At 48.3% G+C, this 20,422-nt stretch carries 19 protein-coding genes and 1 tRNA gene (1 of these 20 cut by a window edge); 6 read left to right on the top strand and 14 right to left on the bottom strand.

What is annotated here, in order from left to right:
* A protein-coding gene (locus Q4E93_RS03630) for a DUF4476 domain-containing protein (protein ID WP_303582731.1) crosses the window boundary here: on the bottom strand, positions 1 to 820 show its 5' portion. 692 nt of this gene lie to the left of the window's left edge; the window shows 820 of its 1,512 coding nt (coding positions 1-820); it begins with the start codon at positions 818 to 820; the stop codon falls past the left edge of the window.
* Between the two features lie 178 nt (positions 821 to 998).
* Between Q4E93_RS03630 and Q4E93_RS03625 the strand changes: the two genes are divergently transcribed.
* A complete protein-coding gene (locus tag Q4E93_RS03625) occupies positions 999 to 3,491 on the top strand; it encodes a M1 family aminopeptidase (protein WP_303582730.1) in 2,493 nt (830 codons plus the stop codon).
* Between the two features lie 92 nt (positions 3,492 to 3,583).
* Here Q4E93_RS03625 and Q4E93_RS03620 read toward each other — a convergent pair whose 3' ends face one another.
* The 4 genes from Q4E93_RS03620 to Q4E93_RS03605 form a co-directional block, all read right to left on the bottom strand.
* Entirely contained in the window at positions 3,584 to 4,402 is an 819-nt protein-coding gene (locus tag Q4E93_RS03620; RefSeq protein WP_303582729.1) for a TPM domain-containing protein, read from the bottom strand.
* A 10-nt stretch (positions 4,403 to 4,412) separates the two neighbouring features.
* Positions 4,413 to 4,871 (bottom strand): TPM domain-containing protein, encoded by a 459-nt coding sequence (locus Q4E93_RS03615; protein WP_303582728.1) that lies wholly within the window; start codon positions 4,869 to 4,871, stop codon positions 4,413 to 4,415.
* A gap of 48 nt (positions 4,872 to 4,919) precedes the next feature.
* Positions 4,920 to 5,513 carry a LemA family protein gene (locus Q4E93_RS03610; RefSeq protein WP_303582727.1) on the bottom strand — a complete coding sequence of 198 codons (594 nt, stop codon included), beginning with the start codon at positions 5,511 to 5,513 and terminating at the stop codon, positions 4,920 to 4,922.
* Positions 5,514 to 5,689: 176 nt separating this feature from the next.
* A complete protein-coding gene (locus Q4E93_RS03605) occupies positions 5,690 to 6,790 on the bottom strand; it encodes a DUF6807 domain-containing protein (RefSeq protein WP_303582726.1) in 1,101 nt (366 codons plus the stop codon).
* Positions 6,791 to 6,917: 127 nt separating this feature from the next.
* On the opposite strand from Q4E93_RS03605, the gene Q4E93_RS03600 reads away from it, so the two are divergent.
* Together Q4E93_RS03600 and Q4E93_RS03595 are read left to right on the top strand one after the other, a co-directional pair.
* Entirely contained in the window at positions 6,918 to 8,276 is a 1,359-nt protein-coding gene (locus Q4E93_RS03600) for a Gfo/Idh/MocA family protein (RefSeq protein ID WP_303582725.1), read from the top strand.
* 11 nt (positions 8,277 to 8,287) lie between these two features.
* Positions 8,288 to 9,286, top strand: coding sequence for a zinc-binding dehydrogenase (locus Q4E93_RS03595; RefSeq protein ID WP_303582724.1), 999 nt, complete (start codon positions 8,288 to 8,290; stop codon positions 9,284 to 9,286).
* Positions 9,287 to 9,341: 55 nt separating this feature from the next.
* On the opposite strand, the gene Q4E93_RS03590 is transcribed toward Q4E93_RS03595, so the two are convergent.
* Positions 9,342 to 10,559, bottom strand: coding sequence for a phosphoglycerate kinase (locus Q4E93_RS03590; protein ID WP_303582723.1), 1,218 nt, complete (start codon positions 10,557 to 10,559; stop codon positions 9,342 to 9,344).
* 55 nt (positions 10,560 to 10,614) lie between these two features.
* The gene (gene gap, locus Q4E93_RS03585; protein WP_303582722.1) at positions 10,615 to 11,628 is read right to left on the bottom strand and encodes a type I glyceraldehyde-3-phosphate dehydrogenase; all 1,014 of its coding nucleotides are present in this window, start codon (positions 11,626 to 11,628) and stop codon (positions 10,615 to 10,617) included.
* Between the two features lie 338 nt (positions 11,629 to 11,966).
* Between gap and Q4E93_RS03580 the strand changes: the two genes are divergently transcribed.
* Positions 11,967 to 12,038, top strand: a tRNA-Glu gene (locus Q4E93_RS03580).
* 111 nt (positions 12,039 to 12,149) lie between these two features.
* The gene (locus tag Q4E93_RS03575; protein WP_303582721.1) at positions 12,150 to 12,791 is read left to right on the top strand and encodes a hypothetical protein; all 642 of its coding nucleotides are present in this window, start codon (positions 12,150 to 12,152) and stop codon (positions 12,789 to 12,791) included.
* Between the two features lie 266 nt (positions 12,792 to 13,057).
* Here the strand turns inward: Q4E93_RS03575 and Q4E93_RS03570 are convergent, their stop codons facing one another.
* From Q4E93_RS03570 to Q4E93_RS03550, 5 genes are all read right to left on the bottom strand, one after another.
* Positions 13,058 to 13,864, bottom strand: a complete 807-nt coding sequence (locus Q4E93_RS03570) for an ankyrin repeat domain-containing protein (RefSeq protein WP_303582720.1) — start codon at positions 13,862 to 13,864, stop codon at positions 13,058 to 13,060.
* 86 nt (positions 13,865 to 13,950) lie between these two features.
* The gene (locus Q4E93_RS03565) at positions 13,951 to 14,259 is read right to left on the bottom strand and encodes a HigA family addiction module antitoxin (RefSeq protein ID WP_303582719.1); all 309 of its coding nucleotides are present in this window, start codon (positions 14,257 to 14,259) and stop codon (positions 13,951 to 13,953) included.
* 20 nt (positions 14,260 to 14,279) lie between these two features.
* The gene (locus tag Q4E93_RS03560; protein ID WP_303582718.1) at positions 14,280 to 14,558 is read right to left on the bottom strand and encodes a type II toxin-antitoxin system RelE/ParE family toxin; all 279 of its coding nucleotides are present in this window, start codon (positions 14,556 to 14,558) and stop codon (positions 14,280 to 14,282) included.
* Between the two features lie 521 nt (positions 14,559 to 15,079).
* Complete coding sequence (locus Q4E93_RS03555; RefSeq protein ID WP_303582717.1) at positions 15,080 to 15,502, bottom strand: nuclear transport factor 2 family protein; 423 nt, start codon at positions 15,500 to 15,502, stop codon at positions 15,080 to 15,082.
* A gap of 437 nt (positions 15,503 to 15,939) precedes the next feature.
* Positions 15,940 to 17,112, bottom strand: a complete 1,173-nt coding sequence (locus Q4E93_RS03550; RefSeq protein ID WP_303582716.1) for a TlpA disulfide reductase family protein — start codon at positions 17,110 to 17,112, stop codon at positions 15,940 to 15,942.
* Positions 17,113 to 17,556: 444 nt separating this feature from the next.
* Here Q4E93_RS03550 and Q4E93_RS03545 point away from each other — a divergent pair, with 444 nt between their 5' ends.
* Positions 17,557 to 18,741, top strand: a complete 1,185-nt coding sequence (locus tag Q4E93_RS03545) for a serine hydrolase domain-containing protein (protein WP_303582715.1) — start codon at positions 17,557 to 17,559, stop codon at positions 18,739 to 18,741.
* Between the two features lie 131 nt (positions 18,742 to 18,872).
* On the opposite strand, the gene Q4E93_RS03540 is transcribed toward Q4E93_RS03545, so the two are convergent.
* Both Q4E93_RS03540 and Q4E93_RS03535 read right to left on the bottom strand, forming a co-directional pair.
* The gene (locus Q4E93_RS03540) at positions 18,873 to 19,460 is read right to left on the bottom strand and encodes a hypothetical protein (RefSeq protein WP_303582714.1); all 588 of its coding nucleotides are present in this window, start codon (positions 19,458 to 19,460) and stop codon (positions 18,873 to 18,875) included.
* 367 nt (positions 19,461 to 19,827) lie between these two features.
* On the bottom strand, positions 19,828 to 20,127 hold the full coding sequence (locus tag Q4E93_RS03535; RefSeq protein WP_489670893.1) for a DUF4143 domain-containing protein: 300 nt from the start codon (positions 20,125 to 20,127) through the stop codon (positions 19,828 to 19,830).
* Between the last annotated feature and the right edge of the window lie 295 nt (positions 20,128 to 20,422).

Genomic DNA, 20,422 nt, shown 5'->3' with positions numbered 1-20,422 from the left:
GGGCGGCTTTCCTGGCCAATGCCGGAGAGACAGGGATGGAATCGGGCTTGCTGACCGCCATTGCGCTGACAGGGCTATCCAGGGGGATGATGACAATGATGGTATCGGCTTTTCTGCCACTGGGTCTGTCGGCAAAGGCAATTCGCAAGCCTTTGGGCGTCTTTCTTTCGCTAAGTTTGACAATAGTGCCGCCGGGACGAACTGTGGGAGGGGGTGAGACATTCCCAGGAGAGGTAACAGGGGGAACAAGCGTAGCGGAAGCCGAATCCACCGCAGAAGACTTTGGGGATGAAGCTGCCCGGGCAGCAACAGGAGAATCGGCTTTAACAGCGACCGAGGAAGCAGTATCATTCAGGATCTTCTCCAGCGCATACGTATTATACATCACGGCAGTGTCACCGACTACCCCTGCCATCAGCCGGGAGAAAGCATCGTCTTTCTTTATCCCTTCGCTGTGCACTCCGGCTGGGGGAGCTTCCTTTTTATCCGCCATTCTTAATTCCATTGTTTGAGGATTGAATAGCCCCCACCCTTTTTCTCCCTGGTCCTTCAGTTGGAACTCGAGGTCCTTCTCTATATTAAATGTATACTGCTGCTCGGGAAACTGCTGTTTTGGAAATCCAATGGTGATCTTATAGGCGCCGCCTTTGAGCTGGGATAGCGTAAGGCGTCCTTTTATGGTAGAGCTGAAAGATCTGTCACCGAGCTTGACGTAAAAAGGCTGGCTGTTGTCTGCCTGGATCAATACAAAATAGTTTTCCTGGGCATAGCACTTGCCCATGACCAGGATCAAGAAGGTTAACAGGGCATTTCTCAGCATAAATGGGCCATTACTGGCAAACCTACATTTTTTTACTGATTTGTCGTAATCTACGATTGGTGAATATCTGATATTCATAGAGATGTGTGAAAAGGCAGATTCCCTGGAAATGGGATGAAGGGAAACCATCCCCATCATAAATCTATTATCTTTATCCCCTTTAAATTCAGAAACAAATATGCAAATACGTAAACGACCCCTTTTGGTATTGATGGGCCTCTTATCGGCTACTTTATTATCGGCGCAGCAAGGCGCAGAGGAAAAAGACGATTCATGGAAGAAGGTATACAGGTCCACCGCCACGAAGCTCAATGACCTGGTGGATACCCGCCTGGACGTAAAATTCGATTATGATAAGTCCTATATGTATGGTAAGGCATGGGTTACGCTGAAACCTCATTTCTATCCCACGGATTCCCTGGCCCTGGATGCCAAGGGTATGGATATACATAAAGTAGCCATTGTTAAGGATGGCAAGACGGAACCCCTCAAATATGAATATGATGGCATGGTCCTCCATATTCACCTGGGCAAGACCTATAAATACACGGAAAAGTACACGGTCTTCGTTGACTACACTTCCAAGCCCAATGAGGTGAAGACGCATGGCAGCGCCGCCATCACGGACGCCAAGGGTCTTTATTTCATCAATCCCAAGGGCGAAGAAAAGGGTAAGCCTACCCAGATCTGGACGCAGGGGGAAACGGAGGCCAACTCCACCTGGTTCCCCACGATTGACAAACCCAACCAGAAAACCACCGAAGAGATCACCATGACGGTGCCGGCAAAATATGTCACTTTATCCAACGGGAAGCTGGTGGATCAGAAGGTCAACGGGGACGGCACCCGCACGGACCATTGGAAAATGGACCTCCCGCATGCGCCCTACCTGTTCTTTATGGGCGTGGGAGAATATTCCATTATAAAGGATTCCTACAAAGGCAAAGAGGTCAGCTACTATGTAGAAAAAGAATATGCTCCTTTCGCCCGCGGGATCTTTGGCAACACACCTGAAATGATTGCCTTCTATTCACGGATCACGGGAGTGGATTATCCCTGGCAAAAATATTCGCAGATCGTCGGCCGGGATTATGTCAGCGGCGCCATGGAAAATACCACCTGCACACTGCACGGTGAAGGCGCCAACCAGGATGCCCGGGAATTGTCCGACGGCAACGGCTGGGAAGATGTCATCGCCCACGAGCTTTTCCACCAATGGTTCGGCGACTACGTCACTACGGAGAGCTGGAGCAATATCACCCTGAACGAATCTTTTGCGGACTATAGCGAAACGTTGTGGAACGAACACAAATACGGCAAGGATGCCGGCGATGCGATAAACTATCAGGGTATTCAAAGCTATCTGTCCCAACCGGAAAATGCGGCCAAAGACCTCGTACGTTTCCATTACTCGGACAAAGAGGATGTATTCGACCAGGTGAGCTACCCTAAAGGCGGCCGCATTCTGAATATGCTCCGCAATTATGTAGGCGACAGCGCTTTCTTCAAGTCGCTGAACCTGTATCTTACCACCAACAAATTCAAATCGGCGGAGGCCCAGAACCTGCGCCTTGCTTTCGAAGAGATCACGGGCCAGGACCTGAACTGGTACTGGAATCAATGGTATTATGGCAGCGGACATCCGAAGCTCTCGATCGACTATGTTTACGACGACAATGCCAAAACGGTAAAGGTCATCATCAACCAGACCCAGGAAGGCGATAAAGTATTCCGTCTGCCCATCGCCATCGATGTCTATAATGGCGCCACGAAAGCACGTCATAAAGTCTGGATCGAAAACAAGACCGATACTTTCACCTTTACTTACAGCAACAGGCCTGACCTGGTGAATGTCGACGGTGACAAGATCCTGCTTTGTGAAAAGAAGGACAATAAGACGCTGGATAACTTCATCCATCAATATAAATATGCCGGCCTGTATGTGGATCGCCGCGAGGCCATCGCTTTTGCGGCCAAGAACCAGGAAGATCCGAAAGCGCAGGACCTGCTGAAGACGGCTTTAAAGGATCGTTTTTACAAGCTGCGCAACTTTGCTTTGCAAAGACTGGACATGAAGAGCGATGCAGTGAAGAAGAATTTTGAGCCGCTTATCGCCGATGTGGCTGCCAATGATAAGGACAGAAGGGTGAAAGGCACTGCCATCGAAATATTGGGAACCTATGACAATCCGGCGTACAAGTCCCTGTTTGCGAAGGCCGCGCTGGATTCTTCGTACACGGTGGCGGGCAATGCACTGGCAGCTCTTTCCATGGTCGACAGCGCCGCCGCCCTGGACCTGGCAAAGAAGTTCATGAAAGCTCCTGCCAAAGGCGCGCTGGTAGCGGCTACTTCAGCCATACTGATCAAATCCGGTGACGAGAGCAGCTTTGACGGCATCTCGGATAATTTTGAAAAAATGCCGGTGAACCAGGAGAAATTCATGTTCATCGCGCCCTATTCCGACCTGATCTCCAAAGTAAAGAATACGACACAGGTGAAAAGAGGGGTAGATCTGATCGTGAAGTTCCGGGAAGCCATTCCACAGGCTTATCGCAATCAAACGGATGGGTTTATCAATAATGCCCTGAGCGGGATCGCCGCCAAGAAGGCAGCAGCGGGCCTGCAGGAACAGGCGGATTATATTAAGTCGAAAATACAGAAGGGATTTTAAATAGCTGTGAGCTTCGAGCTGTGAGCTGCGAGTAAAGGTCTATTTAGTATTATTAGGTCTCTGCTCGTGGCTCATGGCTCACGGCTCGTAGCTTACCAGCTGCCCCCGGCGCCACCGCCACCGCCACTGCCGCCGCCAAATCCACCGAAGCCGCCTCCGCCGCCTCCGCCGCCACCCCAGCCTCCGCCGCCCGACCAGCCGTCTCTTCTGCCGGCACTGCCGATCATGGAGCCGAGGATAAAGGGCAGCATACCGGATCCCCGGAAAAGGCCGCCGCCACCTCCACCGCCACCGCGGCCGATGAGGAAAAAGATCACGATGAAAATAATCACCAGGAACCCGATGATATTCCCACCGACGCCTTTGCCACGACCTTTTCTGGCCCCATTATCATATCCCGCCGGCGCCTTGTATTCTCCCTTTGCAGCCTTGATGATGGCATCAGTGGCGCTGTTGAATCCCCGGTAATAGTTATCTGCATCGCCTCCTTTGAAGTTCGGGATGATCTCATTCTCCACGATCTCTTTGGCTGTGAGATCGGGCACGGACCCTTCCATTCCATAGCCTGTGGCTATATACACTTTCCTTTCTTTGATGGCGGCGAGGATCACTACGCCATTATTTGTTTTCTTATTGCCGACGCCCCAATCCCGGAGGATCTTCAAAGCGACATCCTCAATGGGATCGTCCCCGATGGATGGCATCGTGACTATGACGATCTGTATGGAGGTGCTGTCATCATAGGCCACCAGCTTGCTCTCCAGCGCCATCTCCTGGTCGTTTGTCATGACGTGCGCCAGGTCATTCACCAGCCGGGGCGGATTGGGCTTTGCCGGTATGTTTTGTCCCTGCGAAAAGAGACCTGCCAGCAAAAAAGAAAGAGAAAATATTATCGATAGGAATTTCTTCATGAGTTGTTGCTTACTTTCCAAATACGATGTCGTCAGGCAATTCATTGGTGTCCGTATCCTTATCATAAGGGAAATGGGTGCGCAGGGCCTCTCCCACCTCCCCTACCACGCGGGCTATACCTTCTGCGTAGTTGGACTTATTAAATTGGGACAGGATCAGCTGCACTTCTTTATTCCAGAATGCCGACCCCACTTTTTCATGGATGCCTTTGTCCCCGAGAATAGCCAGCTGCCTGTCCTTCAGGGCCACATATAGCAATACAGCATTGCGGGCTGCGGTCTCCTCCATCTTCAGGCCAGTGAAGATCTCCGCGGCCCTATCGAGCGGGTCCACATAGCGGCAACGGCTTTCGACGTATACACGGATCTCGCCGCTGGTGCACTTTTCCGCCTCAGCAATGGCTGTGACGATCTGCCGTTTTTCGGCATCTGAAAAGAAGTCCTTCCGTCGGAAAAAAGGAATTTTCAAAGCAAGTGTTTTTAAGCGACCGGCGGCTTTCGCCGCCGGTCGTTGCCATTATTTAATATTGAACTCGATATCCGGGGCATTCTCGCTACCTGGATTTGCCCTATAGTACGGCTTCACATGGAACCCGAACATGCCGGCAAAAATGTTGTTGGGGAAGGTCTTTACCTTCAGGTTGTACTCATTGACCGTCGAGTTATAATCCCTCCGGGCTACATTGATGCGGTTTTCGGTGCCTTCAATATTGGTCTGAAAGTTCTCGAATTGCTTTGTAGTCTTCAGGTCAGGATAGGCTTCGGCAACTGCCATCAGCCTGCTGAAGGAGCCCTGCAACTGCGCCTGCGCCTGCTGGTACTTGGCCAGGGATGTCGAATCATTGACGTCCAGCCTAACGGAAGTGGCGGCTGCCCGGGCGGCTATTACTTCTTTCAAAGTAGATTTCTCAAAATTTGCTGACCCTTCGATGACTTTTATAACGCTGTTGTACAGGTCTGTACGGCGCTGATAATTGGTCTCGATATTACTCAGGGCTGTCTGCACCGACTGGTCGCCCCTTATGAGTCCGTTGTAGCTGTTGCAGCCACAACCACCCAGTAATAAAATTAAGACCACTATACCGATCAAGGTCAGATTCTTCGTACTCATTGTTTTTTAGATTTTAGGTGTTTATTGTGCGCAATTGGACAACTGAAAAATTTAGTCCAATTGCTTCAATCATTTAATAATTGGCCTTCGGCCAACGAACCTTTGGTTCGTTCTGGCATCAAAATTAACGCTTTTGCAGGGTCTGTCTACTTATTTCCGGCAGACGGGGCCGGCGCTTACTCCGGACGGGTAAAAGCGTCGGTAAGCTGCCTGATCCTGTCGGTAGACAGCCTCCTATTCCCTGCAGAAACGACTATGCGATAGCGGAAAACTACCGATTTACCCTTTTCCAGGCGATAGTTCATCGCTTCCTTGTCCTTGCTGAAGATCTTTTGCCCCAGCGGGTTAGCCGCAAAGAGGCCATAACCCCGTGCATGCCAGTACGTGGGATACCCGGGATTAGCCGGATGATCGATGATCAATATGCTGAGGGTATCCTGCTGCTTCTTACCATATAACATACACCAGGCCCCTCTTGTTCCCCAGGCGCTGTCCCCCATTTTGCCTTCGCTGGTGAGATAGGTACCATTGATATCGGGTGCGTTGCCGGCGGCTACCTTTGTAATATTGCCCTTGTCATCGACAAATTCACCCGGAACTTTGGAAGGTATCTGCAGCTCGCGGGTCACCCTCAGGCCCAGCATACCATCCTTGGCATCCGGAAAGCTGACGTCCTGCGCCGCCGTCAGGGTAGTGCTCCTGTCGATGATCCTTTCGTCTTTGGTGGCCGTGAAGATAAAAATGGTATTTTCCTGGAGTAGCACATTCTTCTGCTGATCCGTCCAATTGGCGTCATATTGTACGATACCCTTATCGCCTCCTTTGGCTTTGATATTGGAGGCCATTATAATACTATCCATCCTGATCCAACCATAGCTGTGCTTTTTTTCCGCGGGGATGGCGAAGGAGTTGTTCCAAAAATCCAGGCCATTGACATTCTCATAATCGAACCAAAGTCCGATGTGATGCGGATGGTCCACGGGCTCGCCTGGGCGGGGCAGTAAGGGGAATCCCCGAGTGATCAGCTGGCCGTCAGGTGCATAAATAGGGTAAAGCACGGGCTTCTCCATCGTGTCGGGATAGATGAATTCGGTGAATGGTTTTCCACCCGCTGTGATAACTACTTTGCGGTTAGCCGGATCTGCCTTGACCTGGACATCCACCGCGCGGGACCTCGATGACTGGGCCAGGAGGAAACCCGCAGGCATAACTATCAGCAGTATACCCGTTTGCAGGTACCGATAACGATTGCGTAGAAAGACAGCGAGAGCAAGCATAAACAGGCAATTTTTAGATGGTAAGATGTTCTAAATTAGTAAATTTACCCGAGCACTTTCGTAGCCGGCAGTAAATAATCTTCTGTCAGCGATTCGCTTGTTCCATCATAAAAAATTCACATCAGCAATGAAAACAACCCGCAGAGATTTTATTCGTAAGACTTCCATGGCAGGCGTGGCCGGCTATATGGGTACTATGGGCCTCAGCGCCGCCAGCTATCGCCGGATCCTGGGCGCCAACGACCGGGTAAGGGTAGGCGTGGTAGGATTCTCAGATCGCCATCGAAATGACCATATCCCTGCTTTCCTCACCTCCAATAAGGAGCAGAACTTCGACATCATCGCGGTATCGGATATCTGGAAAAAGAGAAGAGAGGATGGCAAGGACTTCCTCACTCAGAAAATGGGGCATCCTGTTCAAGCATGCGTCAACAATGACGAGCTATACAATATTAAAGAGGTCGATGCGGTGATCATCAGCACGGCCGATTTCCAGCATGCGTATCATACGGTGGAGGCCGTGAAGGCTGGAAGGGATACCTATACAGAGAAACCCCTGGCTGAGACCATGGAGGACAACCGCGCGGTGCTGAAGGCCGTGAAGGAATCCGGTAAAATAGTGCAGATCGGCTCTCAGCGGCGTAGCGGGGCCAATTACCAGGCGGCCGCCGATTTTATCAAAGAGGGCAAATTTGGCTCCATCGTAATGGTAGAGCTTACCTGGAATGTCAACCAGCCTGGCCGCTGGCGTCGTCCCAGCCTTGTACCTTTACTGAAGGAAGAGGATACGGATTGGAAGCGTTTTCTTATCAATCGTCCGTACGAGCCTTTCGATGCGCGCAAGCACCTGGAGTTCCGTCTTTTCTGGCCTTATAGCTCGGGTATTCCGGGTCAATGGATGAGCCACCAGATCGACACGGTACATTGGTTCTCCGGTCTTGCTCATCCACGCAGTGTTTCCGCCAACGGCGGTATCTACCTCTGGAAGGACGGAAGGAAAAACGCCGATACGTTTACGGCAGTCTTTGATTACGGTCCGTTAAACGATCCCTCCACCGGCTTCCAGGTGATGTTCACTTCCCGGCAGACCAATGCGGCAGGCGATGTAAAAGAGATCTATTATTCCAATGGCGGCATGTTGAACCTCGACACCAATAAGATAACACCGGAAGGCGGCTTGAAAGAGAACCACGCCAGAGCGATGAACATGCAGCCCAATTTGTTACCGGAAATGTCCCTGAAAGAGCTGGCAGCAAAAGTTTCCACAGACGCCAGCACCGGGAACGATCCCCTGACAACAGCCCATATGCGCAACTGGATGGAATGTGTCCGCAGCCGCAAGCAACCGAATGCTCCCATCGAAGCGGGATATCACCATTCCATCGCCGTCATCATGGCCAATGCGGCTTATCGCACGGGAGAGAAGGTGACCTTCGATGAAAAGACGCAGGAGGTGATGGCAGGGAAGAAAGTTTTCAAATATTAAGATTTCAGTCTATGAGGGTATTGGTTTTAAACGGCAAGAACGAACCATTAACTGTACAGGAGAGACCAGACCTGCATGCAGGTGCGGACGAAGCGATCGTGCGGGTGCATGCGGCGGCCCTCAATCACCGGGATGTCTGGATCCAGAAGGGCCAGTATGCCGGCTTGAAATATCCCATAGTGCCCGGCTCGGACGGGGCGGGCGTGGTAGCAAGTGCTGGTTCCGCGGGAACTGCCTGGATCGGGAAGGAAGTGATCATCAATCCCGCATTGAACTGGGGCGACAGTCCCACTCACCAGCATCCCAAGGACTTCCGAATACTGGGTCTGCCGGACGACGGGACTTTCGCGGAATATGTCAAAGTACCTGTTATCAATTTAGTGGATAAGCCGCCGCATCTTTCCTTCGAGGAGGCGGCGGCTCTGCCATTGGCCGGCGTCACGGCTTACCGGGCTGTAGTGACGCGTGCGCAGCTGCAGCCGGGCGAAAAAATCCTCATCACGGGCATTGGCGGCGGCGTAGCGCTTTTTGCCCTGCAATATGCGGTGGCGCTGGGCGCGCAGGTGTTCGTAAGTTCCGGAAGCCAAGATAAAATCGATAGAGCGGTGGCGTTAGGAGCTTCGGGAGGAGCCAACTACCGGGATGCCGATTGGGGACAGCAGCTGCAGGGCCTTGCGGGATCATTCGACGTCATCATCGACGGTGCGGCAGGAGACGGTATGGATGAGCTGCTGAATCTGGCCACGCCGGGAGGGAGAGTGGTATTGTATGGAGCTACCCGTGGCAATCCTTCCGGCCTGACAGCAAGGCGTATCTTCTGGAAACAGCTGAACGTCCTGGGATCGACAATGGGCACCCCTCAGGACTTTCGGTCCATGGTGGCATTCGTGGGACGCCATGGCATCCACCCGGTGGTCGACAAGGTATTTGCGTTTACCGACGGAGAAGGCGCTTTTCGTCACATGGATGAAGCGCAGCAGTTCGGCAAGATCGTGATCAAAGTGCGGTGAAATAAAACGGCCGGCTGTGGAATCAGCCGGCCGTCCAATGTTATCTGAAAGGAGTTTATTTTGCGTTCTTGATAGCGGCAATACCCGGCAGCTCTTTTCCTTCGAAATATTCCAGCAGGGCGCCACCGCCGGTGGACACGTAGCTCACCTTATCGGCGTAGCCAAACTGGTTGACAGCCGCCACTGAGTCCCCCCCTCCTACCAATGAGAAAGCTCCTTCTTGCGTGGCCTCGGCAACCGCCTTGGCAATGGTCTTTGTACCATGCTGAAACTTTTTCATTTCGAATACACCCATGGGGCCATTCCAAAGTATGGTCTTTGAATTGTGGATGACATTGGTAAATTGCTCACAGGCATTCTCACCGATGTCGAGTCCCATCCATCCGTCGGGGATATTATTGCTGGGCGCCGTGGAGTCATTGGCATTGGCGTCGAATTTATCGGCAATGGTAGAGTCGGAAGGCAGGTGAATGCAGACATTCTTAGCATCGGCCTTTTTTATAAGCTCTCTTGCCGTCTCCAGCCTGTCGTCCTCGCATAATGAATTGCCGATCTTTCCGCCCTGGGCCTTCATGAACGTGTAGGCCATTCCACCGCCGATGATGATATCGGTGGCGCGCTCCAGGAGGTTTTCTATGATGAGGATCTTATCGGAAACTTTGGCGCCGCCGATGATGGCTACAAAAGGTTTCTCCGACTTGTGCATCACTTTTTCCGCGCTGTTGACCTCGCTTTCCATCAGCAGGCCGAACATCTTCTTGTCTTTTGGGAAAAAGTCGGCAATGACGGCGGTGGAGGCATGGGCCCGATGGGCTGTTCCAAAAGCGTCATTGACATATATGTCACCCAGCTTGGCCAGCTTTTGCGCAAATGCCTTGTCCCCTTTCTCTTCTTCCTTATAAAAACGGAGATTCTCCAGGAGTAATACTTCCCCCGACCGCAGCATGCCTGCCGTGGTATAGGCCTGTTCACCGATGCAGTCATTGGCAAAAAGGACGGGAGTGTTGGCTTTTGAGCCCTCGTTCAGCAATTTTTGCAGATGGGGCACCAGGTGCTTCAGGGAGTATTTGTCCGTGGGTCCGTCCTTGGGGCGGCCCAGGTGGCTCATCAGGATGACACTGCCGCCGTCGCCCAGGATCTTTTTGATGGTGGGGATGGCTGCGCGCATGCGGGTGTCGTCGGTAATCTCGAATTTATCGTTGAGCGGGACGTTGAAATCCACCCGTATCAGGGCTTTTTCATTGGCGAAATTGTGCTGGCTGAACTGGCTCATAGATGTCTCGTTAGGTAAAAAAAGGCCGGGCATTGCCCGGCCGATCATTTAAATCTTATTTAGAGATCAATTTTGCGAAGTAGTGCAGGCTGCGAACGAGCTGGCTGACGTAGCTCATTTCATTGTCATACCAGCTGACCGTCTTCACCAGCTGTGTGTCTCCATTGGTGATGACGCGGGTCTGCGTAGCATCGTACAGGGAACCGTATTTGATACCGATGATATCGCTGCTGACGATCTCGTCTTCTGTGTAGCCGAAGCTTTCGTTGGCGGCGGCTTTCATGGCGGCATTGACTTCCTCGATGGAGGTTTTCTTGCCGAGGACCGTCACCAGCTCAGTGAGGGAACCTGTGAGGGTGGGTACGCGTTGTGCGCCACCGTCCAGCTTGCCTTTCAGCTTGGGCAGTACCAGGCCGATGGCTTTGGCGGCGCCGGTGCTGTTGGGCACGATGTTGACGGCTGCGGCCCTTGCGCGGCGCAAGTCACCTTTCGGATGGGGAGCGTCCTGTGTATTCTGGTCGTTGGTATACGCATGGATGGTCGTCATCAGGCCGCTGATGATGCCGAACTTGTCGTCCAGCACCTTGGCCATGGGAGCCAGGCAGTTGGTGGTACAGGAAGCGCAGCTGATGATGGTCTCGCTGCCGTCCAGTGTATCATGGTTGACGTTGAAAACGATGGTTTTCAGGTCGCCGGTGGCGGGAGCGGAGATCACTACCCTTTTGGCGCCTGCGGTCAGGTGAAGGGCGGCTTTGTCCTTATCGGTGAAGAAGCCGGTGCATTCCAGGACGACGTCGACGTCATGCTGTTTCCAGGGAATTTCAGCGGGGCTCTTCTGCGCGTAGATCTTTACTTCCTTGCCATTTACTATAATAGAGTTTTCAGTCGCTTTTACGTCTTCTTCAAAGCGGCCTTGAGCGCTGTCGTATTTCAAGAGGTGAGCTAAAACCTTGGGACTTGTCAAATCATTGATCGCCACTACGTCAATTCCCTCCAGTCCGTGAATCTGGCGGTAGGCCAAGCGCCCGATCCGGCCGAAACCATTAATAGCAACTTTAACTGTGCTCATAGCTTACAATTTGAATTTTAAAATTAAGGAAGCGAAGTTACTATTTTGGGGGGTTACGGGTTGTAAAATTTTGGGTATCAATTTTAAACAACGTCTAAATTTCTTAGGTACAGGAGGTTGGCGGGGAGGAATTACGGTTGGAGATAATAGGATGGGGGAAATCCGGAAATGGGGGTTTGTACAGGCGCCGGAGGGGATTGGGCGGGTGGAAATCGAGTGGGGACGAGCGTTGGAAAAGATTGAAGATTAAGGTTGTAAAAAATTTGGCAGATTTTCGTCTGCGCTATATCTTTGCACTCCTTTTACGGAAATATCCGAAGAAGGCTACTGAGATAGACGCCGCGTTGGTCAATCGGTTAAGACGCCTCCCTTTCACGGAGGAATGAGGGGTTCGATTCCCCTACGCGGTACGAAAGTGGGCAAATCGAAAATTGATCGATATGTCCACTTTTTTTTGTCCGAAACTTCCGTCATACATCCAGGGTATAGTAATGCTACTCAGGCAGCCTAAAATAAATATGATGAGAATCCCAATCGCAATACTTACTCTTTGCATTATTCTTTCCGACTGTAGCCAATCTAAAAATTCTAACATCATAAAAGGCCTGACAATTGATCCAAAAATTAAACCAGAAGTTGAAAAGCACATCGAAGATTCGAAAGAATTTGATGCGTTTAAAAACAAGATGGAAGTTTATGCGAATTCGATGTTAGTTGAATCTTTTGAAAATGACAGCTTGATCTTTCGTTCAACAGATTCTTCAAAAAAGCAAATTTTCAAATCTTTTTACCTTTGGAAAAACGACACTTTAACAATTGACGGCGCTTTTGGTTTATTTGGTGGTATTGGGTTTGGAATAGACATTATCAAAAACAACGCTACACTTTATCATATGTTGAGTTCTGATGACTTTCCGGAGTTTGCTTATAATGAAAAAGATAGTTTGGTATTCCGTCTTCAAGTTCCATGTACAGGCACAAAAATTGTTTTGTCAGAAATTCCGGACAGTGCTAAATCTCAGGTAATTTATGGCTACGTTGAGTTTAAGAGTGCCAACTATTTTGCTGAAAACGGCCAACAAGACGGACACGAAATATTCCCAAGACAAAAGCTGCGAAATAATATGAGAATTTATTTCAGAAGTAGTAGGCTTAGTCTGTAACCAGTTATCGTCCAACACCATCAAAACCATGTGCTTTCTCTTCACCTCTGGGCTGGAAATGTCACAAACAGTCACCAGAATAGTGACCAAAATAGTGACTAAAAAACCAAAATAATCACAAAACGCGAAACATAAAAAATTGAATATCAACACCAAAAATTTCAGCGAAGCGGGGAGCACAATTCAATTCCCCTACGCGGTACGAAATTTTAAAACAAAGCCAGAATCTTGTGATTTCGGCTTTTTGATTTTTGACACACAGAACGTTATTGCCAAAATTTCCACCAGGGAGAACGCTTTGACTCCAGTTGCCGAACGCCGAGAATCGCCTTCAACTCATCGTTTCCCCAGGACATTGCCCGCTCGATCGTGCCAGGAGTTAATAACCGGATATCTGCACCATGTTGGAGGAGCCACTCGATCATCTCCTTGCTCTTGGTATTACACGCGGTTTCCACTGCGACGTTTAATGGCATACCGTCCTCAACATTGACGTCGACTCCTTTGGAAATGGCAAATTTAAGTCCCTCGAGTTCATTATTGTAGGCGGCATAATATACTCCGTTGTATCCATTGCTGGCGAAGTCAGCTCCTAATGAAAGCAGGTATTCGGCAGTTTCCAGTTGAGAATAGGCAATGGCGTTTTCGAGGGCACTATCAATCTCTTCCTGGCTATACCCAGATGCAAATAATAGTTGTAGGTCAGCAGTTGCTCCGTCTCCCGCAAATTTCTCTACTCGACCCATTCTTGCTCCCGCCAGGCTATACTCTTTTGACAAATCCAAGACGTAAAAGCCCTCGATTTCTTTTTGATTATTATTCACAATGATGCATAGGAATATTTTTGACTGGCTGGTTGGAAGTAGCACATGATCGTAGGTGCCGGTTTTGTTTCGGTATACTGCTTCGATTAGTTGTTTCTCTACCACAAGTGAGGGAATCAAATTCGTGTTCACCAGCATGTGGACCGCTGGCCAGATATTGACAGACGGATCGGCCGTTTCGGTCACGTTTGTCATCGGCGATATCATCGTGCTCAGGTAACGCGCCTGGCTGAACTCAGGTAATGGCATAGAGAAAATTACAACAAATCGTTCTAATAGCTTTCCTTAACTGGGATTCGTTCACTAAAGGCTCTAATTCAGACAGCGGCCCTTACTTATACCGCTGCTCTGTGTTTCCAAAAAACGCGTACATCTTTGACGCTAGTATTTTTTCGAGCTTGTGCAAGGTCATAGTTTTCCTGTGCGTGCATCCAGAACTCCGGCGAGGTGTTAAACGCTTTCGCCAGTTTCAGGGCCATTTCGGGCGTAATGCCCTGCTTGCCGTTGATAATTGCCGAAAGGGTTTTGCGAGTAGTCTTTAGTCCCTTGGCCACTTCCTCAATAGTCAGGCTTTTACCTATTTCCTCGCGCAAGCCTTCGATGGTCTCGCGAATCAGTTCGCCCGGATGGGCAGGATCATACATAGCCATAATTTATCCTCCTTTTAATGATAATCCAAATAATCAGCATCATGGGCGTCCTCTCCAATAAACCGGAAAATGATCCGGTAATTCCCGCTCACTTTCACAGCCCAACAACCCGCCAAATTCCCTGTCAACTGGTGCAAGCCATAACCAGGCACATTCATATCGGCAATGTTCTTGGCCGCATCAAGACGGGTCAGGATCAGCCGGATTTTCGCCACATGCGCTGCTTGAAGCTTCGATGCATTGCCTTTGTCGTAGAACAGCTTCAAACCCTTGTGCTGAAAGCTTGCAATCATAGTACAAATGTAACGTGAAACGTGTCACGTGTCAACATATTTTTTTATTGCCATGGAATTGTCTAGTTATCAATGAATTAAAAAGCTCTTTACAAGCCCTCTGCAAACCAGTCCTTTAATCCGAATTGCAGTAAATTGGATGGCTTCGAAACAGTCGTCAAAACAGTGACCAAAAATCGAATAAAACACTGATCAGGCTAGAAAATTATGAAATCTGAAACATTGAATATCAATACCGAAATTTCCAGCCAAGCGACTAGTTCAATTCGATTCCCCTACGCGGTACAAGTTTAGCATCGAAGCTCCGATTTAAAACCGGGGCTTTTTTTTATTGGTAAAATTAAATGACTTCGCCGGACAACAGAGGTATAGCTTAATTCCATTATATCTACGACATGGTGATAGGTAAGGAAGGAAATATATTACTGTCGGAGGGAGACCGCATTCGTAAGGTAAGTTCGGGAGGCGAAGTGTTGACCATTAAATCCAGCAGGTATTTAGGTATTTATTGACTGGCTCAGTCAGCTTCTTTTACGGCTGGCTTGACCTGCCTGTTCGATCAGTTTATGGATAGGCTGGCCTTCGTAATCATAGATGTATAGCCGCACCTCCACAATCTTTCCTTCTCTAAAAGTGAATTGCTCATTGAGAAGAATGTTTCCATCGCTGTTGGCGATCGCCGCCTTGCTGATCGCAAACACCTTGTCTTCGTCAGCATAAACATTCAAAAGATCGAAGTGTTTGAAATCATAAAACTCTCTCACTTTGGGATAGAACTGCTCAAATGCCTTCATTCCCCGATAAATACCGCCGAACGGTAGGGAGGAAGGTTCGTACACTACCATCGAATCACTTGCCCTCTCCGGATAGTCCGTCAGTTGCTTCTTTTGACCGATCATTTCTAACACAAACGCCTTGTTCCCGGCCGTATCTTCTTTTTGCATAATACCTGATTTGCAGCCGCTCACTATTCCAATCAGGATAGTAAAGACCAGCCAAGTTTGTATTTTCATACAAAAAAACTTCAAAATATATGCCACTTCCCCCGGACCCCTTTGAACAGATATCAACCCTGTAAACGCACAAATAGTAAATTTTCAGTGGTCAAAACAGCGACCAAAAATTTCAAATAAATTACCGATCAAATCAAAAGGCAATGAAAGCAAAAATATTGAATACCAAACCGAAATTTCCGGCCAAGCGACCGGCAAAATTCGATTCCCCTACGCGGTACAAGGGTCAAAAACGAGCGTTTTCGGCTTTTTCTATTATGATAACTTAGAGTGTTCGAATTACCCGACGGGTCTCTACATTTCCACCTGCCAGATGGCGAGAATGGTTTCATCGGGAAACCGTACAGCATTCAGGTCGTCGCATCGGATCACCTGAATACTTCCCGTAATTTATTATCTAGATCTTCCATCGTAAGATCCTCACCTCCCGTATATCTACCTACAATATTTCCCTGCTTGTCGATGAGGATGAGCGTTGGCCATGAAATAACAGCATAATTGTGTTCAACTTCATCTCTTTTGGCGCCCTCATTCAAATATTTTCCAATTTGCGCCCAGCCCCAGGTGCTATCCTCTGCAATGGCCCTTTTCCATTTCTCCGGATCAGTGTCCACGGATAGGCTGATGATTTCAAGACCTTTAGAATGATAGGTAGAATACAGCTCCCTCAAATGGGGGCTCATAGCCCTGCATGGATGGCACCAACTCGCCCAAAAATCCAGCAGCACATAGCTTTTGCCCTTAAAGGAGGACAAACGAATGAGGCTACCCCGGCTATCCCTCCTGACAAAGGCCGGCGCAGGATACCTGGCCCGGGTAGATTCGTGAGCCTGCATCTTTTCACGGACAACAAGTCCAAAATAACTATTTTTCACATCCGTAGAAAAGCTATTATACAACTTCTTCGCGGAATCCTCTAAAACACCGTCATTTCGATAAAATGACATTAAATAAGGGCTGACAAATGAATTGGTATGACTGGCAATGAATCTGTATTTGATCTGGTTCTCTTCCTTTATAAGAGAATCAAATGTCGCTGCATCCTGCCCTTTCACTTGCTTAGAGCGAGTATCCATGTTGCCAGTCTTTGGCCATCTTCTCTTTATAGCGGCGATAGCTTCGCTTACGGGTTCTATTTCGTTGTTAAATTCTTCAAACTCTTGCTGTGTCCGGGATCCAGCTATCCGGGCATGCCGGAAATCACCTTCGGACACCTCGGCTGTCATCTTACAGGGTTCCAGAAATAGCAATTTCCGGTTGGGATCATCCATGCTCATCGACCTCACATTTCCGACAAAATAAGCCTGTGTCGGCCCCTGAAGCTCGCCTTTAAAACCGAATTTCCCATTTACCAAATGTGCGGTATCCTGAATCCACTTAGCTGAAACATCGCTATATTCGAGCACGACAATTCCTGTATCACGTCCGCTGATCATTCCGGCAAACTCAAACGGTGCACGCGCCAAAGCCCGTTGGGCATAACTTTCTATGACCGAAAAAAATATTACACCTGCTAATAAGATGGTTTTTCTTATGCTCATCGTTTTTCAATAAATCCTAAATTGAAAGATAGCCCCGCATTAAGGTAAGACTATCTTTCAATTTTTAAAATTCTTTTAGAAGCAGGGGCTCGCTCAGCTTGTATTGAAGAAGATTTGCGAGCTACTGGTGTCTGGAAATGGGGCATCCGGCGGCAACACCATCGTCGCGTCAAGATGCACGTCGTAAATACCCAATAACTTGATCGATGGAAGATTGATCAGCCATAAACTGGATCGGAAAATTGACGTAAATACAAATCGTTTGCACTACTTGCCAATCATTTTCAGATTGCATTAATCTTCTTAGCGCCCCCCTAAGGATAGCATTATCCTGACTAAGTGAATGGGCAGGCGTTCACCGATGAGACCGGCACACAGGCATAGAAAAAAAGTCAGCGTCCATTCATGATGGTAAAATTATGTAAATTCAATAAACTGACTTCCATGAAAAAGGCGTTATTGATCCTCATATCGTCGTTTGCAATGATTGCCGTAGCCCACGGCCAACTCGGATACAAAGAAAACAGCGAACCTGAAGTCTTTGCGTTCGGATCTCCCGAAGACACAACGAAAAAGTCGGACGGCATTCCCAGCAATAATCCGAAGATTACCGCGCTGGATAAAAAAGTAGATTCGGCAGCCCTCCATTATTTCCAGCGGCGACTGCCGGTAGGCCTCAGCATTGGCATCCTCAAAAACGGCAAGGCCTCGTTTTACGGGTACGGCGAAACCACAAAAGGGAACAACATCGTCCCTGATCCCAGCACCATTTTCGAGATCGGTTCCGTCACAAAAACCTTCACCGCCACCATCCTCGCTCTCGCCATTGGCGAGGGAAAGATAAAACTAGATGATCCCATAAATAAATACCTGCCCGATTCGATCCCACGACTCGAATTTGAGGGTCAACCGGTGACCATTCTCACCCTCGCCAACCACACCAGCAGTTTTCCCCGGATGCCAGCAAATTTCCATTCGACGATAAAAAATGAGAAAGACCCCTATGCAACTTATACGCTCCACGACCTCTATAGCTCTTTGCATGATCTTATCCTAATTCGCAAGCCCGGCAGCAAACTGGAGTATTCCAATTTCGCAGTTGGCCTTCTCGGCACTATCCTTCAAAAAGAATACAAGAAAACCTATGAGCAATTACTCTTCGTCAACCTAACCCGACCATTGGGGATGAAGGACACCCGTGTAAATCTCCGGAAAAAGGATTCTGCCCATTTCGCCACCGGCTATGATCAGCAGGGGGAATATAATGGCCCTTGGAACCTAACGCCCCCCTTTGCCGGCGCCGGGGCCATTCGCAGCACGGCACGGGATATGCTCAAATACGCCGCCGCTGAAATGGATCAGGCGAATCCACCGGCGTCGATAAAAAAAGCCATGGCACTCACCAAGTCGATCACCTTCGAAAATGGTGGTAACCGTATCGGCCTAGGCTGGTTCTATCAGCGCTGGGAAGGCAATGATATCCTTTTTCATAACGGCGGTACAGGGGGGTTCGCCACCTTCCTGGCAATCGATCCGCAAAAAAAGTTCGCGGTAGTCATCCTTTCAAATTGCGGCATCATTGTAGACAATGAAGGTTACCAACTCATATCCTGGTTGGAAAAGAATTAAGAACCAATGAATAATATTTTCGAAAATGGGGAGGGCCGATTCGATTCCCCTACGCGATACTTACTACCGTCAAAGCCCTGCAAATTCTTTGCAGGGCTTTTTATTTGATTCAGGTTGATTCCTAATCTTTTTTATTCAATGTTAGAGATTGCTTCCCAAACATCATAATACTCTAACATCAGTTTGTTGATTTCAGTACTTTCATTTCTATTTATAATATTAATCAACGTGTCAAAATACTCCTTTAAAGCAATATCAGTTTGTTTAAACCATTCTTGTTTATCCAATATAACTTGCTCAAAAAATCTTTCACCTCGCTCTGAAATAAGTATGTCTTTTGATGACGTGTAAGAAAAACTAATTTCTTTATCGTCTATTGAATGTAGGCGGATTAGATTGTTGCCGGTTGATTTTACTATAACGTCATTCGGAAAAGCTTCGTCTTTATCAAACCAATCAGAGGTTCTTCCTTTTATCCAGTATAGAGAATGAATCAGAAAGTTTGTCACCTTAACTAAATAGTGGAAGTCTGAACTGTGAAAAATAGTTTTGTATCTGTTAAGTGTGACTTCAAAACCTCCCATTGCCGACCAAAAAGCTTCTGGCGCATATTCGTCCATATCTATGCTGTCATTATCTTTTACAATGTCAATAAATCTTACCTCTCTGCCATTTTTCGACCAATAAAGAATACAAATTTCTAGTTGCTGGCGCGCCATCTTTTTTAAAATTTGAAAGTCTTCTTAAACTCATTTTGAGGGTACCATACTTGGAACTTCCCGTTAACCGACAGATAAAATAAACCATTTTTTCAGGAGATAAATATACTCGTATCCACGTTATACGGCAAACTGAAAACATATACCTTTTTTCGATGATTGCTACCTGGTGATCCATCCGGTACTGCTAGGCGCCGGCCTGCCGATCGTCAACATCTTCCAAAGGCTTTCGATCTGAAGCTGGTAGCTGTGGAGCCTTTTCCCGGCGGAGTCGTCGTCCACACTTATCACCCTGCATAGGGCCTCCCCTATACTGGCAAGCCAATCCGAACCAATTCCCGGCACAATAGCCTTTCAAATAAAGGAATCATTGTTGGAAGGCCGGTTTTCTAAAAAAATCTTCGCTGAAAGGATAAAGCCATGCGAAATGCAATGGAATTTCCGGATAGGTTTCCGTGAACTTCTTGTATTTAGAGGGTTTGATAGCAGCTTCATCATATTTGGCTTCAACAGCAAAAGGGACCCCAATTTCTGGCAATATAAAATCCACCTCATTTCCATCAGCTGTACGCCAATAATATATATTATCCCATCCGTATTTATCCGACAATGCCCTGAAGAGGGCAGTTTCCCAAAGCTCTCCTTTGTCCAATCCTTCAGGGATCAATTGAAAGTTATTCAACAGGCTGTTGCGCAACCCGGAATCCAACAAAAACCCTTTGGGCATTTTTGTCAGCTCTTTCCGAAGGTTACGAAAAAAAGGCTTTATCAGCATTTTTTATCCAATAAATAGGTAAAATTATCCGATATTTAATACCATCAATAGGCTATTTTTTACTCTTAACAACCCTCCTTCCTTGCAAATCACTCATTCAATGTTATAATTACAAGGATGATTGCATTCTAAAAACAGCCCCTTCCCTTCTTGTCCGGACAAGCTTTTACCCAGACAATTCATTAAA

Origin of the sequence: Flavitalea plasmicola, assembly GCF_030546645.1 — a bacterium.
Classification (GTDB): domain Bacteria; phylum Bacteroidota; class Bacteroidia; order Chitinophagales; family Chitinophagaceae; genus Puia.
This window is presented reverse-complemented; position numbering and strand designations above follow the sequence as displayed.